This is a genomic window from Pantoea sp. X-Soil-YNGN-844 (genome assembly GCF_059730595.1).
In genome coordinates this window covers 137,290-152,656 of the sequence record NZ_AP036008.1, presented here as the reverse complement: position 1 = coordinate 152,656, position 15,367 = coordinate 137,290, and the positions used below count along the sequence as shown (strand labels likewise).

16 protein-coding genes are annotated in these 15,367 nt (G+C 49.4%); 5 read left to right on the top strand and 11 right to left on the bottom strand.

The features are described from left to right. Positions 1-1,141: 1,141 nt before the first annotated feature. Positions 1,142-1,822 (bottom strand): type 1 glutamine amidotransferase domain-containing protein, encoded by a 681-nt coding sequence (locus AC6I8C_RS19535; RefSeq protein ID WP_418163267.1) that lies wholly within the window; start codon positions 1,820-1,822, stop codon positions 1,142-1,144. A 157-nt stretch (positions 1,823-1,979) separates the two neighbouring features. Between AC6I8C_RS19535 and AC6I8C_RS19530 the strand changes: the two genes are divergently transcribed. Beyond that, on the top strand, positions 1,980-2,897 hold the full coding sequence (locus tag AC6I8C_RS19530; RefSeq protein ID WP_497823483.1) for a LysR family transcriptional regulator: 918 nt from the start codon (positions 1,980-1,982) through the stop codon (positions 2,895-2,897). A 588-nt stretch (positions 2,898-3,485) separates the two neighbouring features. On the opposite strand, the gene arsC is transcribed toward AC6I8C_RS19530, so the two are convergent. From arsC to AC6I8C_RS19515, 3 genes are read right to left on the bottom strand one after another with little or no spacing between them, the layout of a single operon-like run. Next, complete coding sequence (arsC, locus tag AC6I8C_RS19525; RefSeq protein ID WP_022624490.1) at positions 3,486-3,911, bottom strand: glutaredoxin-dependent arsenate reductase; 426 nt, start codon at positions 3,909-3,911, stop codon at positions 3,486-3,488. Positions 3,912-3,923: 12 nt separating this feature from the next. After that, the gene (locus AC6I8C_RS19520) at positions 3,924-5,213 is read right to left on the bottom strand and encodes an arsenic transporter (protein ID WP_497823482.1); all 1,290 of its coding nucleotides are present in this window, start codon (positions 5,211-5,213) and stop codon (positions 3,924-3,926) included. Between the two features lie 45 nt (positions 5,214-5,258). After that, positions 5,259-5,579, bottom strand: a complete 321-nt coding sequence (locus AC6I8C_RS19515; RefSeq protein WP_497823481.1) for a transcriptional regulator — start codon at positions 5,577-5,579, stop codon at positions 5,259-5,261. A gap of 86 nt (positions 5,580-5,665) precedes the next feature. On the opposite strand from AC6I8C_RS19515, the gene arsH reads away from it, so the two are divergent. Next, entirely contained in the window at positions 5,666-6,364 is a 699-nt protein-coding gene (gene arsH / locus AC6I8C_RS19510; RefSeq protein WP_031592440.1) for an arsenical resistance protein ArsH, read from the top strand. A 146-nt stretch (positions 6,365-6,510) separates the two neighbouring features. On the opposite strand, the gene AC6I8C_RS19505 is transcribed toward arsH, so the two are convergent. Next, positions 6,511-8,052, bottom strand: coding sequence for an MFS transporter (locus AC6I8C_RS19505; RefSeq protein WP_497823480.1), 1,542 nt, complete (start codon positions 8,050-8,052; stop codon positions 6,511-6,513). Between the two features lie 121 nt (positions 8,053-8,173). Between AC6I8C_RS19505 and AC6I8C_RS19500 the strand changes: the two genes are divergently transcribed. From AC6I8C_RS19500 to AC6I8C_RS19490, 3 genes are all read left to right on the top strand, one after another. Further along, positions 8,174-9,064, top strand: coding sequence for a LysR family transcriptional regulator (locus AC6I8C_RS19500; RefSeq protein ID WP_497823479.1), 891 nt, complete (start codon positions 8,174-8,176; stop codon positions 9,062-9,064). Positions 9,065-9,228: 164 nt separating this feature from the next. Next, positions 9,229-9,360, top strand: a complete 132-nt coding sequence (locus tag AC6I8C_RS19495; RefSeq protein WP_261308180.1) for a hypothetical protein — start codon at positions 9,229-9,231, stop codon at positions 9,358-9,360. A gap of 409 nt (positions 9,361-9,769) precedes the next feature. Further along, positions 9,770-10,375: an Ail/Lom family outer membrane beta-barrel protein gene (locus AC6I8C_RS19490; protein ID WP_250489085.1), complete on the top strand. Its 606-nt coding sequence runs from the start codon at positions 9,770-9,772 to the stop codon at positions 10,373-10,375. 36 nt (positions 10,376-10,411) lie between these two features. On the opposite strand, the gene AC6I8C_RS19485 is transcribed toward AC6I8C_RS19490, so the two are convergent. From AC6I8C_RS19485 to AC6I8C_RS19460, 6 genes are all read right to left on the bottom strand, one after another. Continuing rightward, on the bottom strand, positions 10,412-10,837 hold the full coding sequence (locus AC6I8C_RS19485) for a tail fiber assembly protein (RefSeq protein ID WP_497823478.1): 426 nt from the start codon (positions 10,835-10,837) through the stop codon (positions 10,412-10,414). 2 nt (positions 10,838-10,839) lie between these two features. Further along, positions 10,840-12,252 (bottom strand): gp53-like domain-containing protein, encoded by a 1,413-nt coding sequence (locus tag AC6I8C_RS19480; RefSeq protein ID WP_497823477.1) that lies wholly within the window; start codon positions 12,250-12,252, stop codon positions 10,840-10,842. Positions 12,253-12,305: 53 nt separating this feature from the next. Then, positions 12,306-13,133, bottom strand: coding sequence for a hypothetical protein (locus tag AC6I8C_RS19475; RefSeq protein ID WP_497823476.1), 828 nt, complete (start codon positions 13,131-13,133; stop codon positions 12,306-12,308). A 12-nt stretch (positions 13,134-13,145) separates the two neighbouring features. After that, the gene (locus AC6I8C_RS19470; RefSeq protein WP_311967864.1) at positions 13,146-13,367 is read right to left on the bottom strand and encodes a hypothetical protein; all 222 of its coding nucleotides are present in this window, start codon (positions 13,365-13,367) and stop codon (positions 13,146-13,148) included. Positions 13,368-13,575: 208 nt separating this feature from the next. Then, a complete protein-coding gene (locus tag AC6I8C_RS19465; protein WP_497823475.1) occupies positions 13,576-14,238 on the bottom strand; it encodes a UCP028438 family phage-derived protein in 663 nt (220 codons plus the stop codon). Then, positions 14,239-15,366 carry a baseplate J/gp47 family protein gene (locus tag AC6I8C_RS19460; RefSeq protein WP_497823474.1) on the bottom strand — a complete coding sequence of 376 codons (1,128 nt, stop codon included), beginning with the start codon at positions 15,364-15,366 and terminating at the stop codon, positions 14,239-14,241. It abuts the gene before it with no gap. Position 15,367 lies beyond the last annotated feature (1 nt).

Sequence of the window (15,367 nt, the reverse complement as noted above, 5' to 3'; positions counted from 1 at the left end):
TTTCTTTAGGGATGGACGGCATACGTCAAAGAGCGGCTTGCGCCGAAGCGGCTGCACCTGCTCTGGCGTATAGTTAATATGTCTTGCTATGAATCGATGTGATGTTCATTTCTGAACCCAGTTCTGAAGGTCTTGCGCAGGGTAAATGCCAGCAGTCACTCCTGATGACAACGCTAAAGCCACACCTTGTGAATACTCTTAGCAGAGCATGGAACCTTAATGCGAAGCGATGGAGAGGATGTGCAAACTGAAGAGAATTAAAGCATCCATGAATGCGGCAAAGAGTGACTAATGAGAAAGAATTCGAAAATGACAATCAGTAATGACACACCCGCAAAATCTGAGAGACACGCTGAAATGATAAAAGCCCTGACTGAAATAGTCAGGGCTTTTAAGGTACTACATATTTAACATTAAACATTAACTAACTTAATTGATAGGTACTGCTTCGATACTGCTATTTATGAACAGATCCTGCGGATAATAATGATCACAATAATCAAATGTCATTATTATTAGCGGTTTCAACCACCTGATAGTCTTTCAGGAGACAAAGACAGGTCAGGCCCGTATAAATCTGTACACCCCCATCGCGATATATACTCTTTGATGCGTTGCCTTACTTTCATTACGACGTTTAAACCGCAATCGTATCCTGTCGTAAAGTAACGTTCAGAACTACGAGGCCTTACATCATCGCGACGCGATACTACTTACTTCTCGAAGATTTACTCAGACTCCATCTAACAGCGTCGTCATTAACTTATCTGCGATTAATAACAACTTCGTTTAACAGAACCATCGGCAACTTATATTTACAAATTGTCGACACCATTAACGCTAACACCAGGGATTTTTTGGTGTATCAGGGCAACTTGACGCCGCTGATGTGTCTTACTTTACGGATCTGATAAACGATGTCAACACTGTCTTTAAAGACATGTTTATATTTTCAGTAGACTTATTCTGCTGAGCGTTAATAAGAGATATCCAGCGCTGTAATTATTGGCATCAATTTAAATTTAGTCCTAATCTATTTGATCTGAATAATTCATCAGGTAACTATCTGCACTGTGCCTTGAGTTCAGCAATAAAAAAGGCGCCCTGGGGCACCTTTCGAAACATCTTAGCTACAGACGCTTTAACTCGCCAGACTTGAGAGTAAGACTTTCGCAGTCTCAGCCGATGAACCTGGGTTCTGTCCGGTAATCAGCAAACCGTCCTGCACCGTGTAGGATTGCCAGTCATCACCGCGTGAGTAAAGACCGCCATTCTGTTTCAGCACATCTTCCACCAGGAAAGGCACGACGTCAGTCAGGCCAACGCCCTCTTCTTCGCTATTAGTAAATCCGGTTACTTTCTTGCCTTTCACCAATGGTGTGCCATCAGCGTTTTTCACATCACGCAGAACACCAGGTGCATGACAAACCAGCGCCACCGGCTTGCCAGCCTGCAGGGTTTGCTCAATCAGCGAAATGGAGTGTTTGTCGTTAGCCAGATCCCATAACGGCCCATGGCCGCCAGGATAGAACACGGCATCAAACGTTTCCTGATTAACCGTATCAAGCCTTACGGTCGAGGCCAGCGCGGCCTGAGCAGCAGAGTCAGCATGAAAGCGGCGGGTCTCATCAGTCTGAGAATCGGGCTCGTCGCTTTTTGGATCGAGTGGCGGCTGTCCGCCCTTCGGTGAAGCCAGGGTAATTTCAGCGCCCGCATCCAGGAATGCATAGTAAGGTGCGGCAAGCTCTTCAAGCCAAAAACCGGTCTTCTTGCCGGTGGTGCCCAACTCATCATGCGAGGTCAAAACCATTAAAATTTTCATTTATGCTCCCTATAAGAGTCAGTTTCAGGTGTAAGGATAGTCAGAACCCGCGATTTAGCCGCCCTGTCCTGCGTTGACCCACTAATCATGGCGCGCCTATAAATATTTATGAAATTTATTTCTTCAATTTAAGGTATTCGCGCAGCATTATAGCTAAATGAAATACGACCTGAATTTACTGCCGGTTTTGCTGGTTATGATTGAAGAGCGCAACGTCACCCGCGCAGCGGAACGGCTTGGTATTACCCAGCCGGCTCTTTCAAATGCCTTAAACCGACTGCGGGAAACGCTCAACGATCCGCTGTTTATTCGCGAGCGCTACGGTATGCGCCCGACACCGAAAGCAGAACAGCTGGCCCAGGTAGTCGGTGCTGCCCTGTCATCCATTGATAAGGTGATCCTTGGTCAGCAGGACTTTGATCCGTTGCACGCCACCCGGTTGTTTACCCTCGCCCCTAACAGCTATGTTGAATTCATCATGATGCCTGCCATTGTGGCGCGTCTTCGTGACTGCGCGCCCGGTATCAGGCTTCGCCTCACGCCGTTTGGCAACGACGTAACGGAAACGGGTGTGATTTCAGGAAACACCGATATGGTGCTGGGGCGTATCGTTGAGCCTCCTGATAATCTGGTTGTGCAGCACCTGATGAATGAAGGTCTGGCGTGTGTGATACGCGCAGATCATCCGCTGGTGGGCGAAAACCTCAGCGCAGAACAGTATGAGCAGCTCAGACACGTTAATGTAATGCCGCCTGGTCGTATGCGCGCGGGTTTATATCAGGCACTTGAAAAGCGCGGCCTGCGCCGTCAGGTTGCCGTGTCGGTGACGCATTTTCTGGCCGTCCCGGAGATGATTGCGGTCACGGACTACTGCGCGACCCTGCCTCGCCTGATCTGCCAGCATCTTTCCAGAGATCAGCGGCTCAGAATTGTTCCCGCGCCGGTTGATCTTGGCACTTTTCCGGTTGAAATGGGCTGGCATGCGCGCTATCGCGACGATCCTGCACATCGCTGGTTGAGGAGTTTAGTAGCAGAAACAGCCCACGCGCTGACCGACCCTCAAATAAACAGTTAGCACGATCACCATTGCAGCACTAATAGTTAATATTGATATGATAACCTGAGTTACTATTATTCTCATCGGAGGCCAGTATCCTCCTCATTCACAACTCAGGAATATGACAGTAAAGCCGTGTTGAACCCTGCTTTGACTGGGTTTTGAATCGTGATTGTTAAGCCTGAACTTAAGTATGTACACCGCTATGTACACAAAACAACACAATAGCCTTCTGATTAAAACCAAACTGTAGGTGACGACGGTTCGTAAACATCCATGACGAGCACCATCACTTCTCTAGCAGTATTCTCCCCTTAGCCCTTCCCCTACGATCGTCCTTCCGTCATGAGATGTATCCCCGAAATAACCACCTTGCCATTTATTTTTTTCGCGAGCTGGCGAGCTTGAACTCTATCAGATGCCAAGCTAAGCCTCGGACGTCCGGTTAATTGAAATGTATCCTTAAGGCGTTTTAATGCACATCATGTTTGTCGGATTTGCCATGATCGTGCGATTCGAGATGGCCTTAGCTGCTTTATAATGCAGCTAATGTCCGCTAAGAGCGAGAAGCGGACGCCCGGTGTCCGCTAATGTGAACTCGCCAGGTTACTTAAACCGTCTCCCTGCCTCATCAGTCACCTTTTCTCCATCCTCTTTGGTGAAAGAACCTTTCTGACCTTCAGGGAGAATATCCAGCACAATTTCTGAGGGACGGCAAAGTCGTGTCCCTAACGGTGACACTACTACCGGCCTGTTAATCAGGATCGGGTGCTGAAGCATAAAATCGATCAACTGCGCATCAGAAAATTTATCTTCATCCAGACCCAATCGCTCATAAGGCTCAACATTCTTACGCAGCAATGCACGTACAGAAATCCCCATTTCTGAAATCAGCCTGGTAAGCTCTTCTCGTGTCGGTGGCGTATCGAGATAATAAATAATTGTTGGTTCGTTGCCGCTGTTACGGATCATCTCCAGCGTGTTACGTGAGGTGCCACAGGCCGGGTTGTGATAGATGGTAATATTGCTCATATCAGTATCTCATTACAAAGTGACAGAGAGCCGCCATACCAGCGCGGCCAGAGTAACGAACAGCACGGGCAGGGTCATAATTATGCCTGTCCGGAAGTAATATCCCCAGGTAATGCTCATGTTTTTCTGTGCCAGTACATGCAGCCACAGCAGGGTTGCCAGACTCCCGATTGGGGTAATTTTGGGACCTAAATCGCAGCCAATCACATTGGCGTAAATCATTGCTTCTCTGACGACGCCAGTCGCAGTACTCCCGTCAATGGACAGCGCACCAATCAGCACCGTCGGCATATTGTTCATCACCGACGACATGAAGGCAGTCAGGAAGCCGGTGCCGAACGTGGCAGCCCATAAACCGTTGTCTGCCAGCATATTGAGTACGGCAGAAAGATACTCAGTGAGTCCGGCATTACGCAGGCCATAGACGACCAGATACATACCCAGCGAGAAAATCACGATCTGCCAGGGCGCACCACGAAGCACTTTCCCGGTATTAATGGCCTGGCCCCTCTTTGCCACCACGAACAGCACCGCTGCGCCAACTGCTGCTATAGCGCTGACAGGGATCCCCAGCGGCTCAAGAACAAAGAAACCGACCAGCAGGAACAGCAGAACAATCCAGCCAGCCCTGAACGTCGCAGGATCCTTAATCGCACTGCCAGGAATCTTCAGCAGTGAGACGTCATATCTGACAGGGATATCGCGGCGGAAGAAGAGATGCAGCATGACCAGCGTGGCAGCAATGGCTGCCAGATTCACAGGAACCATCACGGAAGCGTACTGCGTAAAGCCCAGGCCAAAGAGATCCGCCGAGACAATATTTACCAGGTTAGAGACAATCAGCGGCAGGCTGGCGGTATCAGCGATGAATCCTGCAGCCATGACAAATGCCAGTGTCGTTCCCTGGCTGAACCCCAGAGCGAGCAGCATCGCAATCACAATCGGTGTCAGTATCAGTGCTGCTCCGTCGTTAGCAAACAGCGCAGCAACAGCAGCGCCAAGCAGTACTATCCACGTAAACAACAGGCGACCGCGCCCGTTACCCCAGCGGGAAACATGCAGTGCGGCCCATTCAAAGAAACCAGACTCATCGAGCAGCAGGCTGATGACGATTACCGCAATGAACGCCGCTGTTGCATTCCAGACGATATTCCAGACGACAGGGATATCTTCAAAGTGGATGACCCCCGTTCCCAGCGCCAGCACGGCTCCGATACTTGCGCTCCAGCCAATGCTGAGGCCTCTGGGCTGCCAGATGACCAGGACCAGCGTGAGTATAAAGATACTTCCTGCCAGAAACATGCTCAGACTCCTTTATATATGCTTATGTGTATATGATTAAGCTTGTCAGCAAGAAGTACATGCGGATTTTTCCAGTCGTGCACGCACATCATCGCGCAGGCAGTGCCATGCCGTCGTTATCGTCTCGCCGGCCCATGCGGGCATGTGGGGTGAGAGACGGTAGTGAATCCATTTCCCTTCCCGACGGTCCAGTACCAGTTCAGCCTCACGCAGGATAGCCATGTGACGGGAAATTTTAGGCTGTGATTCAGTGGTGGCCGCACATATATCGCATACGCACAGTTCGCCCGATTCCCGGAGAAGCATGACAATTGCGAGCCGGGTTTCATCCGACAGGATTTTAAAAAGCTGAACAGGCTGTAGCATTTATTACTCCGTTCCCTTTAGAATACATATATGCTAAATCATATGTGTTTATTTTGAAATCACCAGAGCCACCCGAAGGAGAAAAAATGGAGCACTTTCCTGCCCTGAACGCTGATTGCTTCGATCAGCATATTGCTGAACGTCTGCAGCTCCATGAGCCGCCACGCATTCTGATTCTGTATGGCTCGGTAAGAGAGCGTTCTTACAGTCGTTTTACTGCAGAGGAAGCAGGTCGCCTGCTGGAGGCGATGGGAGCGGAGGTCAGACTGTTTAACCCTTCAGGTTTACCCCTGCCGGACGACGCCCCGGATACGCACCCAAAAGTCACCGAGTTGCGCGGGTTGGTCAGGTGGTGTGACGGGATGGTGTGGAGTTCCCCGGAGCGGCATGGGGCAATGAGTGCCGTGATGAAGGCACAAATCGACTGGATTCCCTTAAGCGAAGGGGCCGTTCGCCCATCCCAGGGAAAAACTCTGGCGGTCATGCAGGTATGCGGCGGTTCGCAATCTTTCAATGCCGTGAACCAGATGCGAATTCTGGGACGCTGGATGCGGATGTTTACGATCCCCAACCAGTCTTCAGTGGCCAAAGCATGGCAGGAATTTGATGAGAACGGGAGAATGAAACCCTCGTCCTGGTATGATCGTATCGTCGATGTCGCCGAAGAGTTGTTTAAAATCACCCTTATACTCAAGGGACAGACCGGTTACCTTGCCGATCGCTACAGTGAACGAAAAGAGAGCCATGAGGAGCTTTCATCCCGCGTTAATCAAGACAAAATATGACGTTCCTGTTTTCATGAATTCATGCTGTGTGAACTCAACAACGTCCGCTCCTGGCATAGAGTGGTCTGACATCGGATAATGCGCGCTATGAGCGAAAAGCGGATGCGATGAAATGAACGCTTACGACCTTATTCGATCACGATTTTTCACTCATCTCTGACCAGCGTATTGCCTGCAGCACAGCCTTGCCTCTGCCGACCCAGCGTGATCCAGACCATCAGCGCGCAAATCAGCGTGACAGCAGCCAGAACTCTAAAAAGAAACGTATACGCAGTGTCATAACTGTCCTGAAGCAATAATCGTGAAATACCGGGTAACATCGCAGCGGCCTGCTCAGTACTGCCGCCCCCCAGCCATGCGGCAGCCTGGTGAATGACCTCTGGCGCATACCCGTGAACGGTGTTTTTCAGATTCAAATCATTCATTTCTGTTAAAAATGCTGACGCCATCGCCAGAGCGATCCCTTCTCCGGCAACGCGAACGGTATTAAAGAGGCCTGCGGCCATGCCCGCTTTCTCCACAGATACAGCTGAAAGTGCCAGACCTTCCATCAGTCCCCATGGAAGCGCAGCGCCGGTACCCGTCATAATCAGTGAAAGCACAAGAAAATTACTGCTGTTACGCGGTAGTGCGTATCCGAGGAAAAGCAGCCCGACTGATGCGATAATAAGTCCTGCAGCTGAAACGGTTCCTGGAGAAAACCACCTTGTCAGCAGTGCGGCAATGGAAGGGAAAACCAGCATTGGAGACGTCAGCGCCATAAGATAAAAAGCGCTCCGGGACTCACTCATCCCGTCACCGCCCATAAAATGCAGCGGAATAATAATCAGCAGCACAACATAGCAATAGCATGTTGCTATCGGCAGTAGCAGAACGCCGGCAAAGCGCGGGCGCAGCAGCAGAGAGATATCCAGAACAGGATTTTCACCCCCCAGGCAACGCACTACAAACCCGCTGAAAAGCAGCATGGCGGAAATGAAAAGGGCGAATGTGGGAAACGATAAAAAACCAAAGGCAGGTATAAGCATCACCGCTGATGTAAATAACATCAGGGCTACAGTAAACATGATTAATCCTGTGCCGTCTGGTTTCTGATGTCCGCTCTCCTCTGATGCTGGCAAAAACGCAGCACCGGTCAAAATTACAATGCCTGAAAGCAGAGCTAACATGGCATACAACCATCTCCAGCCCAAAGCATCCGTAATGAAACCCATCAACACAGGGCCGAACGCCAGGCCCACGCCAAACATAGTGCCAAGTATGCTGAAGGCCCGGGTCCTGTCCGGACCTTCATAGAGACGGGCCAGTGCGGCGCTGCCGCTGGCCAATATCAAGGCCGCCGCAAGACCCTGCAGTGACCTGAACAACCCAGCCATAAAGATATCCTGTGTCAGGCAGATCATAACGCTGCTCAGGCAAAACAGGGCTGAGCCTGCGGTAAAAATGCGCTTTCTGCCAGTAACATCCGCAGCAACACCGGCTGACAACAAAAAACTGCCGAAAGTCAGCATAAATCCATTCGTCAGCCATGACAGCGCGGCAGGCGAGCCGCCAAGAGCCTGTTGTATTGCCGGCGTGGAGATTACACCACCGGTAAAGCTTAACGGCAGCAATACAGCCGCCAGATAGACAGAAAAGGCTGCCATATTCCTGGCCATTGGACTGGGTGTTCTGGCTGAAGTTGCCATTGGGTGACCTTATGTTTCCGAAAAGCGGATGGGTTAACAAACTTCAGTAATGTTATTGCAGACATTAGAGTGAATAAATACACTGAAAATCTCTTCTTAACGGACATTAAGTTTATAATCAATGGACAGTCTGACCTCTCTTACTTCGTTTGTCCGGACAGCGGAGACGCTGAGTTTTGTACAGGCCGCAAGGCTGCTTGGGATTTCTGCCTCAGCGGTCGGGAAGAATGTCGCCAGACTTGAGCATAAACTGGGCGTACGTCTCTTAAACCGCAGTACAAGAAACGTGAGTCTGACAGCGGAGGGAGCTGCTTTATTAATCCGCTGCCAGCATATTCTTGAGCAATTACAGGAGGCGGAGTCAGAACTGACGAGCAGCTTAGCGCAGCCTGCCGGGAAGCTCAGGGTTTCACTGCCTGTCATTGGCTACAGGTTGATCCTTCCTCTTCTGCCGGACTTTTCCCGCCGTTATCCTCATGTAGAACTCGATCTCGATTTCAGCGACCGGCTGGTAAACATCATTGATGAAGGATTTGATGTAGCCATACGAAGCGGTGAACTGACGGACTCCCGACTGAAATCTAAAAAGGTTGGAGATTTTCGTTTTGTACTCTGCGCCAGCCCTGCCTATATGAATGAGTATGGCGTACCCGGATCGCCAGCGGATTTAACGATGCACAGGTGCATTTCTTTTCGTTTTCCCTCAACGGGGCTGCTCCAGCCCTGGGAACTGCGCGGTATGTGCCCGGGTACTGACTTGAGGACAGCCTCTGTTCTGACCGTAAATAATATAGAGGCTTCTGTTCGCCTGAGCCTGTCAGGTATGGGGATTTGCTATGTGCCCGGTTTTGTCGTTCGCGAATCTTTGAACACGGGGCAACTGAAAGAGGTATTGCCAGGTAGCTGTACCAGGCAGGGGGTTTTCTCGGCACTCTGGCCGGCTAGCCGGTATCTTTCACCGAGAATACGCTGCTTTGTCGATTTTATTGGTGAGTCCGGCCTGTCTCTGTAATCTGTACCAGGCAGTTAATGCTTTCTGAAATCGTATGCACTTTTATGCTTATCTTTAAATCATGAACGTCCGCTCCTGGCACAAAGCGGACATTGATAGCTTTCAAGATTGAACCGCCTGCCCCGCCGCCGGTATTTTAAGCTTGCAGCAACACTGATAATGCAATGCTGGCAGCTAAATCAGGCCGTCGCTTTGATAGCTATACTATCTTTCTGGCAACCGTTTCCTGCGTGACCAGTTCACCGCTGGCGACCAGCTGTCAGGCATCCTTCCCCATTGCCATGCATGCTGTCTGACACACCTGTTCCTCAAATTCCCTTTTTATGCTTCATCTCTTGCCTAAAGAAGCAAAATCTAAACCATTCTGCTGAACCGTAAATTCATTGGTCTCGATTAAGGAGCACGCCTTCCAGATTCCCGCTGGCTTTCCTGTGAAGAGCCTGGACGTTAGTCCAGCTACGAACAAAGCTGCCGTCGCTTCACTTAAAATCCATTCTACGACATCCCACGATGAACTGTATTACTACCCTTAACCCACTTTTGCATGCTCCGCAATTAACCCGGCAGCTCCGGAAAAATCAACTGTAACAGACTGAAAAGACATACTTAATTTTCACTTTTCTGAATTGTACCTGACTGAAAATGGCCTCCTCTAAACGGTTGTGCATGCCGAATCATGCATCCCACTTTTAAGCAGGAGTTCAGATGTTATTCAGAAAAGCGTCCATGGCTTTGCTGGCCACCACAATTTTGTGTACCAATGCGATGGCTGAGGATACGGATGTAAGGCCTACCATGTCTTTTGGTTACCAGCGTGGCCATATTAAAGATTTTGGTGAAATTCAGGGCGGAAACTTCAGGTTTCAGTATGAGACATCATCACCGTGGGGTTTCATGGGATCTGTATCGGTGATGAAGAAGAACTGGCAGGATGCTGATACTGAGTGCAGAAGGAGTAATGCACAATGCAAAGAGGATTATAATGCAAAACATCGGTTAGACAGACAGGCAGAATATTACTCTGCTCTGATCGGCCCGACCTATCGCTTCTCAGAGAAACTCAGCGTCTTTGCCTTAGGGGGGATTTCGCATACGAAAGTAGATAATCCATTAATCTTCGATGATCGCAACAACTCTCAGATGAAAAATGGTTCCACTTCATCCAACCAGTTTGCATACAGCACAGGGCTGACATTTGATGCAACCAAAAATCTGGCATTAACTGTGGGCTTTGAAGGATCTCAGGCCGCATTTGCATCAAAAAAACATAAGATGACCAGTGTCTTCGTCAATGCGGGATATCGCTTTTAAGTATTAATTCAGTGGCTCGTTCCGGACGAGCCACTTTCAACTCTTGCCTGGTACTGCTGGCCAGTCTATTTTTTTCATTACACTTGCATTCAGCCTGTATACTTCAGCTAAATGCTTTTTCCAGGCGTCGAGTTTCTGTTTCTCTTCTTCATTTAGTCCGTATACATCCTGCACTACCGCCAGCATGCGTATTTCGGTATCGGCCTTTTCCAGCAACGCATTCTTTATTGCCTGATTATCCTCAATGGTGCTGTATTCCTGTTCAGGGATATCCGTCCAGACGGGCATTCCTTCCTTCCCAGACCCACGCTGCTTCCCTTCAGGAGGGTTACCGGCAAACTTTTGCCAGATTTCATCCGAAACGGGAAGAACATCGTCCGGCCAGTTACCATTTGCCCTGTAAGCCGCTTCTTCATCAAGTAAGTAAAATGCATTTTTTTTAGCGCTATATCCGAAGGTCATTATTAGTACCCCATAGCCAGCCAATAGAAGGACGTTTCCCCCCTGCCTGCATGCAGGGTAAATTTCTGTTTGTTGACATCATCAATATACGAATTGTCTTTACTCTGACCCTGTTTACCAGATTGAGTGATCAGTGCGATGAGACAGCTGTTAGGAAAAACAACAGGAAAAACAACTTCACCTCCACCCGAGTGATGCTGGCCCCCCTGAATGATTAGCTTACTCACCGGATCTTTCCAATACATGGGTGAGCCACTCACCCTTAAAAGACTGGTTGAACGATTTTTTAGCCAGGTATGCAGACTTCCGTCCCAGGCTTCGCCAGACAAGTCACCTTCTGTCGTAATTTCCGCTTTTCCTATTTGCAGAGGCTTGTCGGTACTCAGGAAGCCTTCAACTTTTATATCCCCGTTTATCTCGCCACCACTTACAGACACATAGCGGTGATCAAAGTCGACCCAGTCAATGTGCTGCTGGTTATGACACAGGATCCAGGCATTCAGTGTCGCATTCCACTCCACTTCATTTTGCTGGCAGATGCTGAGAGTGCTCTTGATAAGTTCTTTGGCGGCATTGTCATAGATGGGGTATGCAGGCAAATCGCCAACGCGAAGTTTACATGTTCCCGTATTTGTCACTGGTGTCCGGAAGAACAGACGCATACCATCTGTAAGCTTTGTGACTGGAGGCTGACAGGACAGATGATAGTTATCGCCTTCGGTTCGGGTTTTGCAGTTGTTAAGACGTCCCTGCTGCACAGCAGTGATAATGCCTTCATCAGGAAGAAATGGCGCACCTTCTATCCTGAAAATACTGGCTTCCGTAATCGCGTTCATACCCTCCGTGACAGTAATTCCCCACGCCGCTACATATCCCGCATCAGGCTGAGGCGTAATCTGTGACCCCGTGGGCGAAGACACTCCTGCCTTTAACATCAGCCGACAGACACCTGACCGTTTTGCCGGCTGAGCTTTGCCTGAGTTACCGGGACCGCTGTAGGCCATTGCCGGGTTTGCCGCATTGTAATAAGGCAGTACCGTTTCATCAGAGTCCACATCCTCATACCCGACCTGCACCATATAATTCATGCTGTGACCTGCTGAAGCAGGCGCGGTCAGCGTGAGCGGGGTTGCTTCACAGATGAGTCCCTGTTTCAGGATAATCTGTGACATATCTGCCGGGAGTGATGAATACGGTGTGTTATCAGTATTCTGTAAACTGTAAATCTGGCCGGGGCCGATTATGATCCGCATGGACGCAGGACTGTCGGGTATGCAATTCAATCCATACAAACAGGTATCGGAACCCAGTACGGCCAAGGCAAGCTTTGCCATACCCGTCATAGCAAATTTATTAGTGTTGAGCAGGTCAGTTTCGAGCGGAATAGCGCCCGGATAAACAATTTGACGATCCATACAAATTTCCCATAAAAAAACCCGCCGAAGCGGGGTATGTATAACGGTATGAATTAATGAAAAGAATGTACAAACTCAGACTTTACTATTCCTGTTCCGATTATAAGAGGTTCTATAGTACTTACGCTTTTTGAACCTTTTGTACATATCTGAATTAAAAGTGAAACTGATTCTATTTGATCTCTGGGTATGACATGGCGATATTGCGTCAGCGATATCGGATGAGAGTCAAAGGTAATTTCACATTCACTGTAGTGCTCAGCATAATTCACTTCTTCCACAAAGCTCAGAGTATCTTTATCACGATATCCGCTCAGGAAAGGGATGATGACTATCGTATCGGTATCATGATCTTCAAGACGGGCTTCATGGACAATTCCAATATATACCTTCCGAGAATGCATGGTTATGGAAACCATAAGGTTATTGTTGCTTGTTATTGACTCAAGGAGAATGGCCTCGATAGGGCTAGAATTGGCTATCTCCCTGAAAATCCTCAACCTTTCCTCAGGATTTCTTAGTTTTTTCTCTTCATTTTTTGATTCGCCAAAGCTAATAAGAACAGTGACAGCAACTAATAAAAGAAATGGAAGCCCGACACCCACAAATTTGACATTCAGAATGTCATAGGCAAAAGTAAATGCTTTGTATTTTTCGGTAAACAATAGCGGCGCATTTAATAGCCACATAGCCGCCAGTAGCGCAAACCATGCGACCATGAGAACGATGAAAGAAACAAAAACGTAATATGACCCCTTGAGGGCCACCTGGAAATATGATTGCCAGCCCGTGGATTTTTTGAATTTATGCTTAGACGGTATGTGGCTATTTACATACAGGTAACCACACACTAACACTATAACAATCAGTGCCGCGCTCATTAACCACCCGTTTTATTTTTTCTCAGCAAGTACTCGCATATTGTGAGCAATTGCGTTTTGAACGTCCTTATTTTTTAGGTTGATGCGTAGAGCACCACTACGGTCAAAGTAGTATCGCTCACTGGATTCTCCACCAGCCGGATTTTCTCTCGTATCCCACCGATTTTTTACAAAAAGATCCATTAATCTTTCGGGTTCCGATACTGTTTTAAGAAATTTTTTAAAATTCACCATTTTGCCTCCTTCCCAGAGCTCTGTATGCAGAGATTGGGCCTCCATCGACAACCAGTTATTGCACATGATCTGTGTTGTGATGGGTATCTATACAGTGAATATAATACTAATGATCTTGATTGGGCAAGGTTGTTCTCTAACAAAACTAACATAATAGACTGCACATGAAATTAGTTAGCTTTGTCCAATCAACATCTGCAAGCCAGCACTAAACCAATCTTACCCAGACCAGAGTGCCTTCCATTTTGACAGCCGCGACAGCGGCATAAATCTGTGCATCCGTGATGCCGCCGGTAAACATGTTCCTGGATATATACTCTCCATGTGAAGCTCTGCTGTAGCCGGATGAGGGAATGTGGTAGCCCGCCACCCGGGGTATGCCCTCGCCTTTGGGACGGCTTACCACAACAAAGGCCTGGTAAGGAAGATAACGGGATCCATAACCGTCAGCAGCACCATATCCGGTTGCCGGTCCGCCATACGCGCCAGTATCTGCAGGGCGTAACGGTTCAAACACAACCGGGCAGTTTCCTGTTAATATCTCAAGCACCTGGATGACCGCCTGGCGCGTGCCGCGCTCCCGCAGCAGATTTGTTCTGATCTGATTCCGGAATTGGTCGTCCTCCACCCCTGCGGCTCTGATAAGGCTAATGCCAAAAAAGTCATACGCCGCGAGATCAAGCCAGCCATGGGTGGCCGTCGCCATGCGTGTCTGCGACCGGGCATAAAGATAAAGTGTGTAGCACCAGGCCAGCGATTTCGCACATGCCGCCAGCGCGCCGAACAGAACCGGACTTTCATCAGCAAACCAGCCAGCAGGAAGAAGGGTATGAAGCCGGTTGTAAAAGTCGTTTTGATCGCCTCTGGCCATTCAGCTCACCTTCACCGTTCCAGGACGAATAACCTGCCTGTGAGAGGCTGCCATATCGGCAGTGCCGCCATTCAGCGTCAGTGACGAAACATTGGTCACCAGCGGACTGGCGCTGTAGGCCACTTTTACCAGCTGGGTGTATGCCAGCAGTTTCCCCAGCGCCAGGCTGCCGATGCACTGAATAATCGCAGTTCTGACCAGCGTGACGATTTCGCCATGATCAGCTGTCCCATCGGTGGAGATAACCAGAATGACATCTGCTTTAATTACATCTGGCGGAAATACACCAAATGTGACGGTAAATCCCCGCACGGCATCGATGGCCATCGCTGCCCGCTGGACAAAAGCTGCATCAGGGCTGCCACTGCCATCGTCCACCACGGCATAAAAATAACCGGGCTGATAGGAGCCATCCCACACGGCATTTTCCGTCAGGGTATAACTGACCCCACTCTGAAGATTGCTGATGGCAAAGCCGATAGCCGCTTTGGTGGCTTTCGACAGTGAGGCGATCCACAGCACAAATCTCGCCCGGTAGCTGTCATCACCCTCTGCATCCTTGCCGTTAACAAACGCGGCGGTGTTGGTTACGGTGTCTACATAGAAAATTGCCCCTGAAATGACCGTCACCGTTCCCGGCTGCGCATTACCCGCAGCGCCTGCTCTGTTCGCCCTGACCGGAACCACAAGCGAGCTGACGCCCGCCGCGATGACATAACCTGACTGCTCGGCATCCCAGGCATCAATCGACGTGTCAGCGATCACAGCATAATGCTGGGCACCGTCTGTGGTGGTGACATGCGCACCCACCGGGACCAGTGCCCTGCTGGTGGCTGTAAATCGACTGAAGGTGACCTGTCCAATAGCCTGCACAGCAGAGAGCCGCGGGAAACTGAAGTCTGCCATCCAGCTATCAAGGTCCTCGCCGGAGCATGTCGCGGCGCGGGTCGTCACCAGCAGCTTCACAATCAGCTGCTGTATCCACATTGCCACACCCGCATTCGACTCTGCCAGCGACCTGAGAATGCTGCCAATGGAGAAATCCACCAGCTTCAGTGCCCTGGCCTGAATAGCCGTAACCTGCTCACTCACAAGATCGGTAAAGGATTTTATATTGAGGGGTGCCATT

Coding starts and splice junctions, on each gene's coding strand:
- AC6I8C_RS19535 (WP_418163267.1), bottom strand. CDS start 1,822: ATGAAAATTTTAATGGTTTTGACCTCGCATGATGAGTTGGGCACCACC.
- AC6I8C_RS19530 (WP_497823483.1), top strand. CDS start 1,980: ATGAAATACGACCTGAATTTACTGCCGGTTTTGCTGGTTATGATTGAA.
- arsC (WP_022624490.1), bottom strand. CDS start 3,911: ATGAGCAATATTACCATCTATCACAACCCGGCCTGTGGCACCTCACGT.
- AC6I8C_RS19520 (WP_497823482.1), bottom strand. CDS start 5,213: ATGTTTCTGGCAGGAAGTATCTTTATACTCACGCTGGTCCTGGTCATC.
- AC6I8C_RS19515 (WP_497823481.1), bottom strand. CDS start 5,579: ATGCTACAGCCTGTTCAGCTTTTTAAAATCCTGTCGGATGAAACCCGG.
- arsH (WP_031592440.1), top strand. CDS start 5,666: ATGGAGCACTTTCCTGCCCTGAACGCTGATTGCTTCGATCAGCATATT.
- AC6I8C_RS19505 (WP_497823480.1), bottom strand. CDS start 8,052: ATGGCAACTTCAGCCAGAACACCCAGTCCAATGGCCAGGAATATGGCA.
- AC6I8C_RS19500 (WP_497823479.1), top strand. CDS start 8,174: ATGGACAGTCTGACCTCTCTTACTTCGTTTGTCCGGACAGCGGAGACG.
- AC6I8C_RS19495 (WP_261308180.1), top strand. CDS start 9,229: ATGCTGGCAGCTAAATCAGGCCGTCGCTTTGATAGCTATACTATCTTT.
- AC6I8C_RS19490 (WP_250489085.1), top strand. CDS start 9,770: ATGTTATTCAGAAAAGCGTCCATGGCTTTGCTGGCCACCACAATTTTG.
- AC6I8C_RS19485 (WP_497823478.1), bottom strand. CDS start 10,837: ATGACCTTCGGATATAGCGCTAAAAAAAATGCATTTTACTTACTTGAT.
- AC6I8C_RS19480 (WP_497823477.1), bottom strand. CDS start 12,252: ATGGATCGTCAAATTGTTTATCCGGGCGCTATTCCGCTCGAAACTGAC.
- AC6I8C_RS19475 (WP_497823476.1), bottom strand. CDS start 13,133: ATGAGCGCGGCACTGATTGTTATAGTGTTAGTGTGTGGTTACCTGTAT.
- AC6I8C_RS19470 (WP_311967864.1), bottom strand. CDS start 13,367: ATGGTGAATTTTAAAAAATTTCTTAAAACAGTATCGGAACCCGAAAGA.
- AC6I8C_RS19465 (WP_497823475.1), bottom strand. CDS start 14,238: ATGGCCAGAGGCGATCAAAACGACTTTTACAACCGGCTTCATACCCTT.
- AC6I8C_RS19460 (WP_497823474.1), bottom strand. CDS start 15,366: ATGGCACCCCTCAATATAAAATCCTTTACCGATCTTGTGAGTGAGCAG.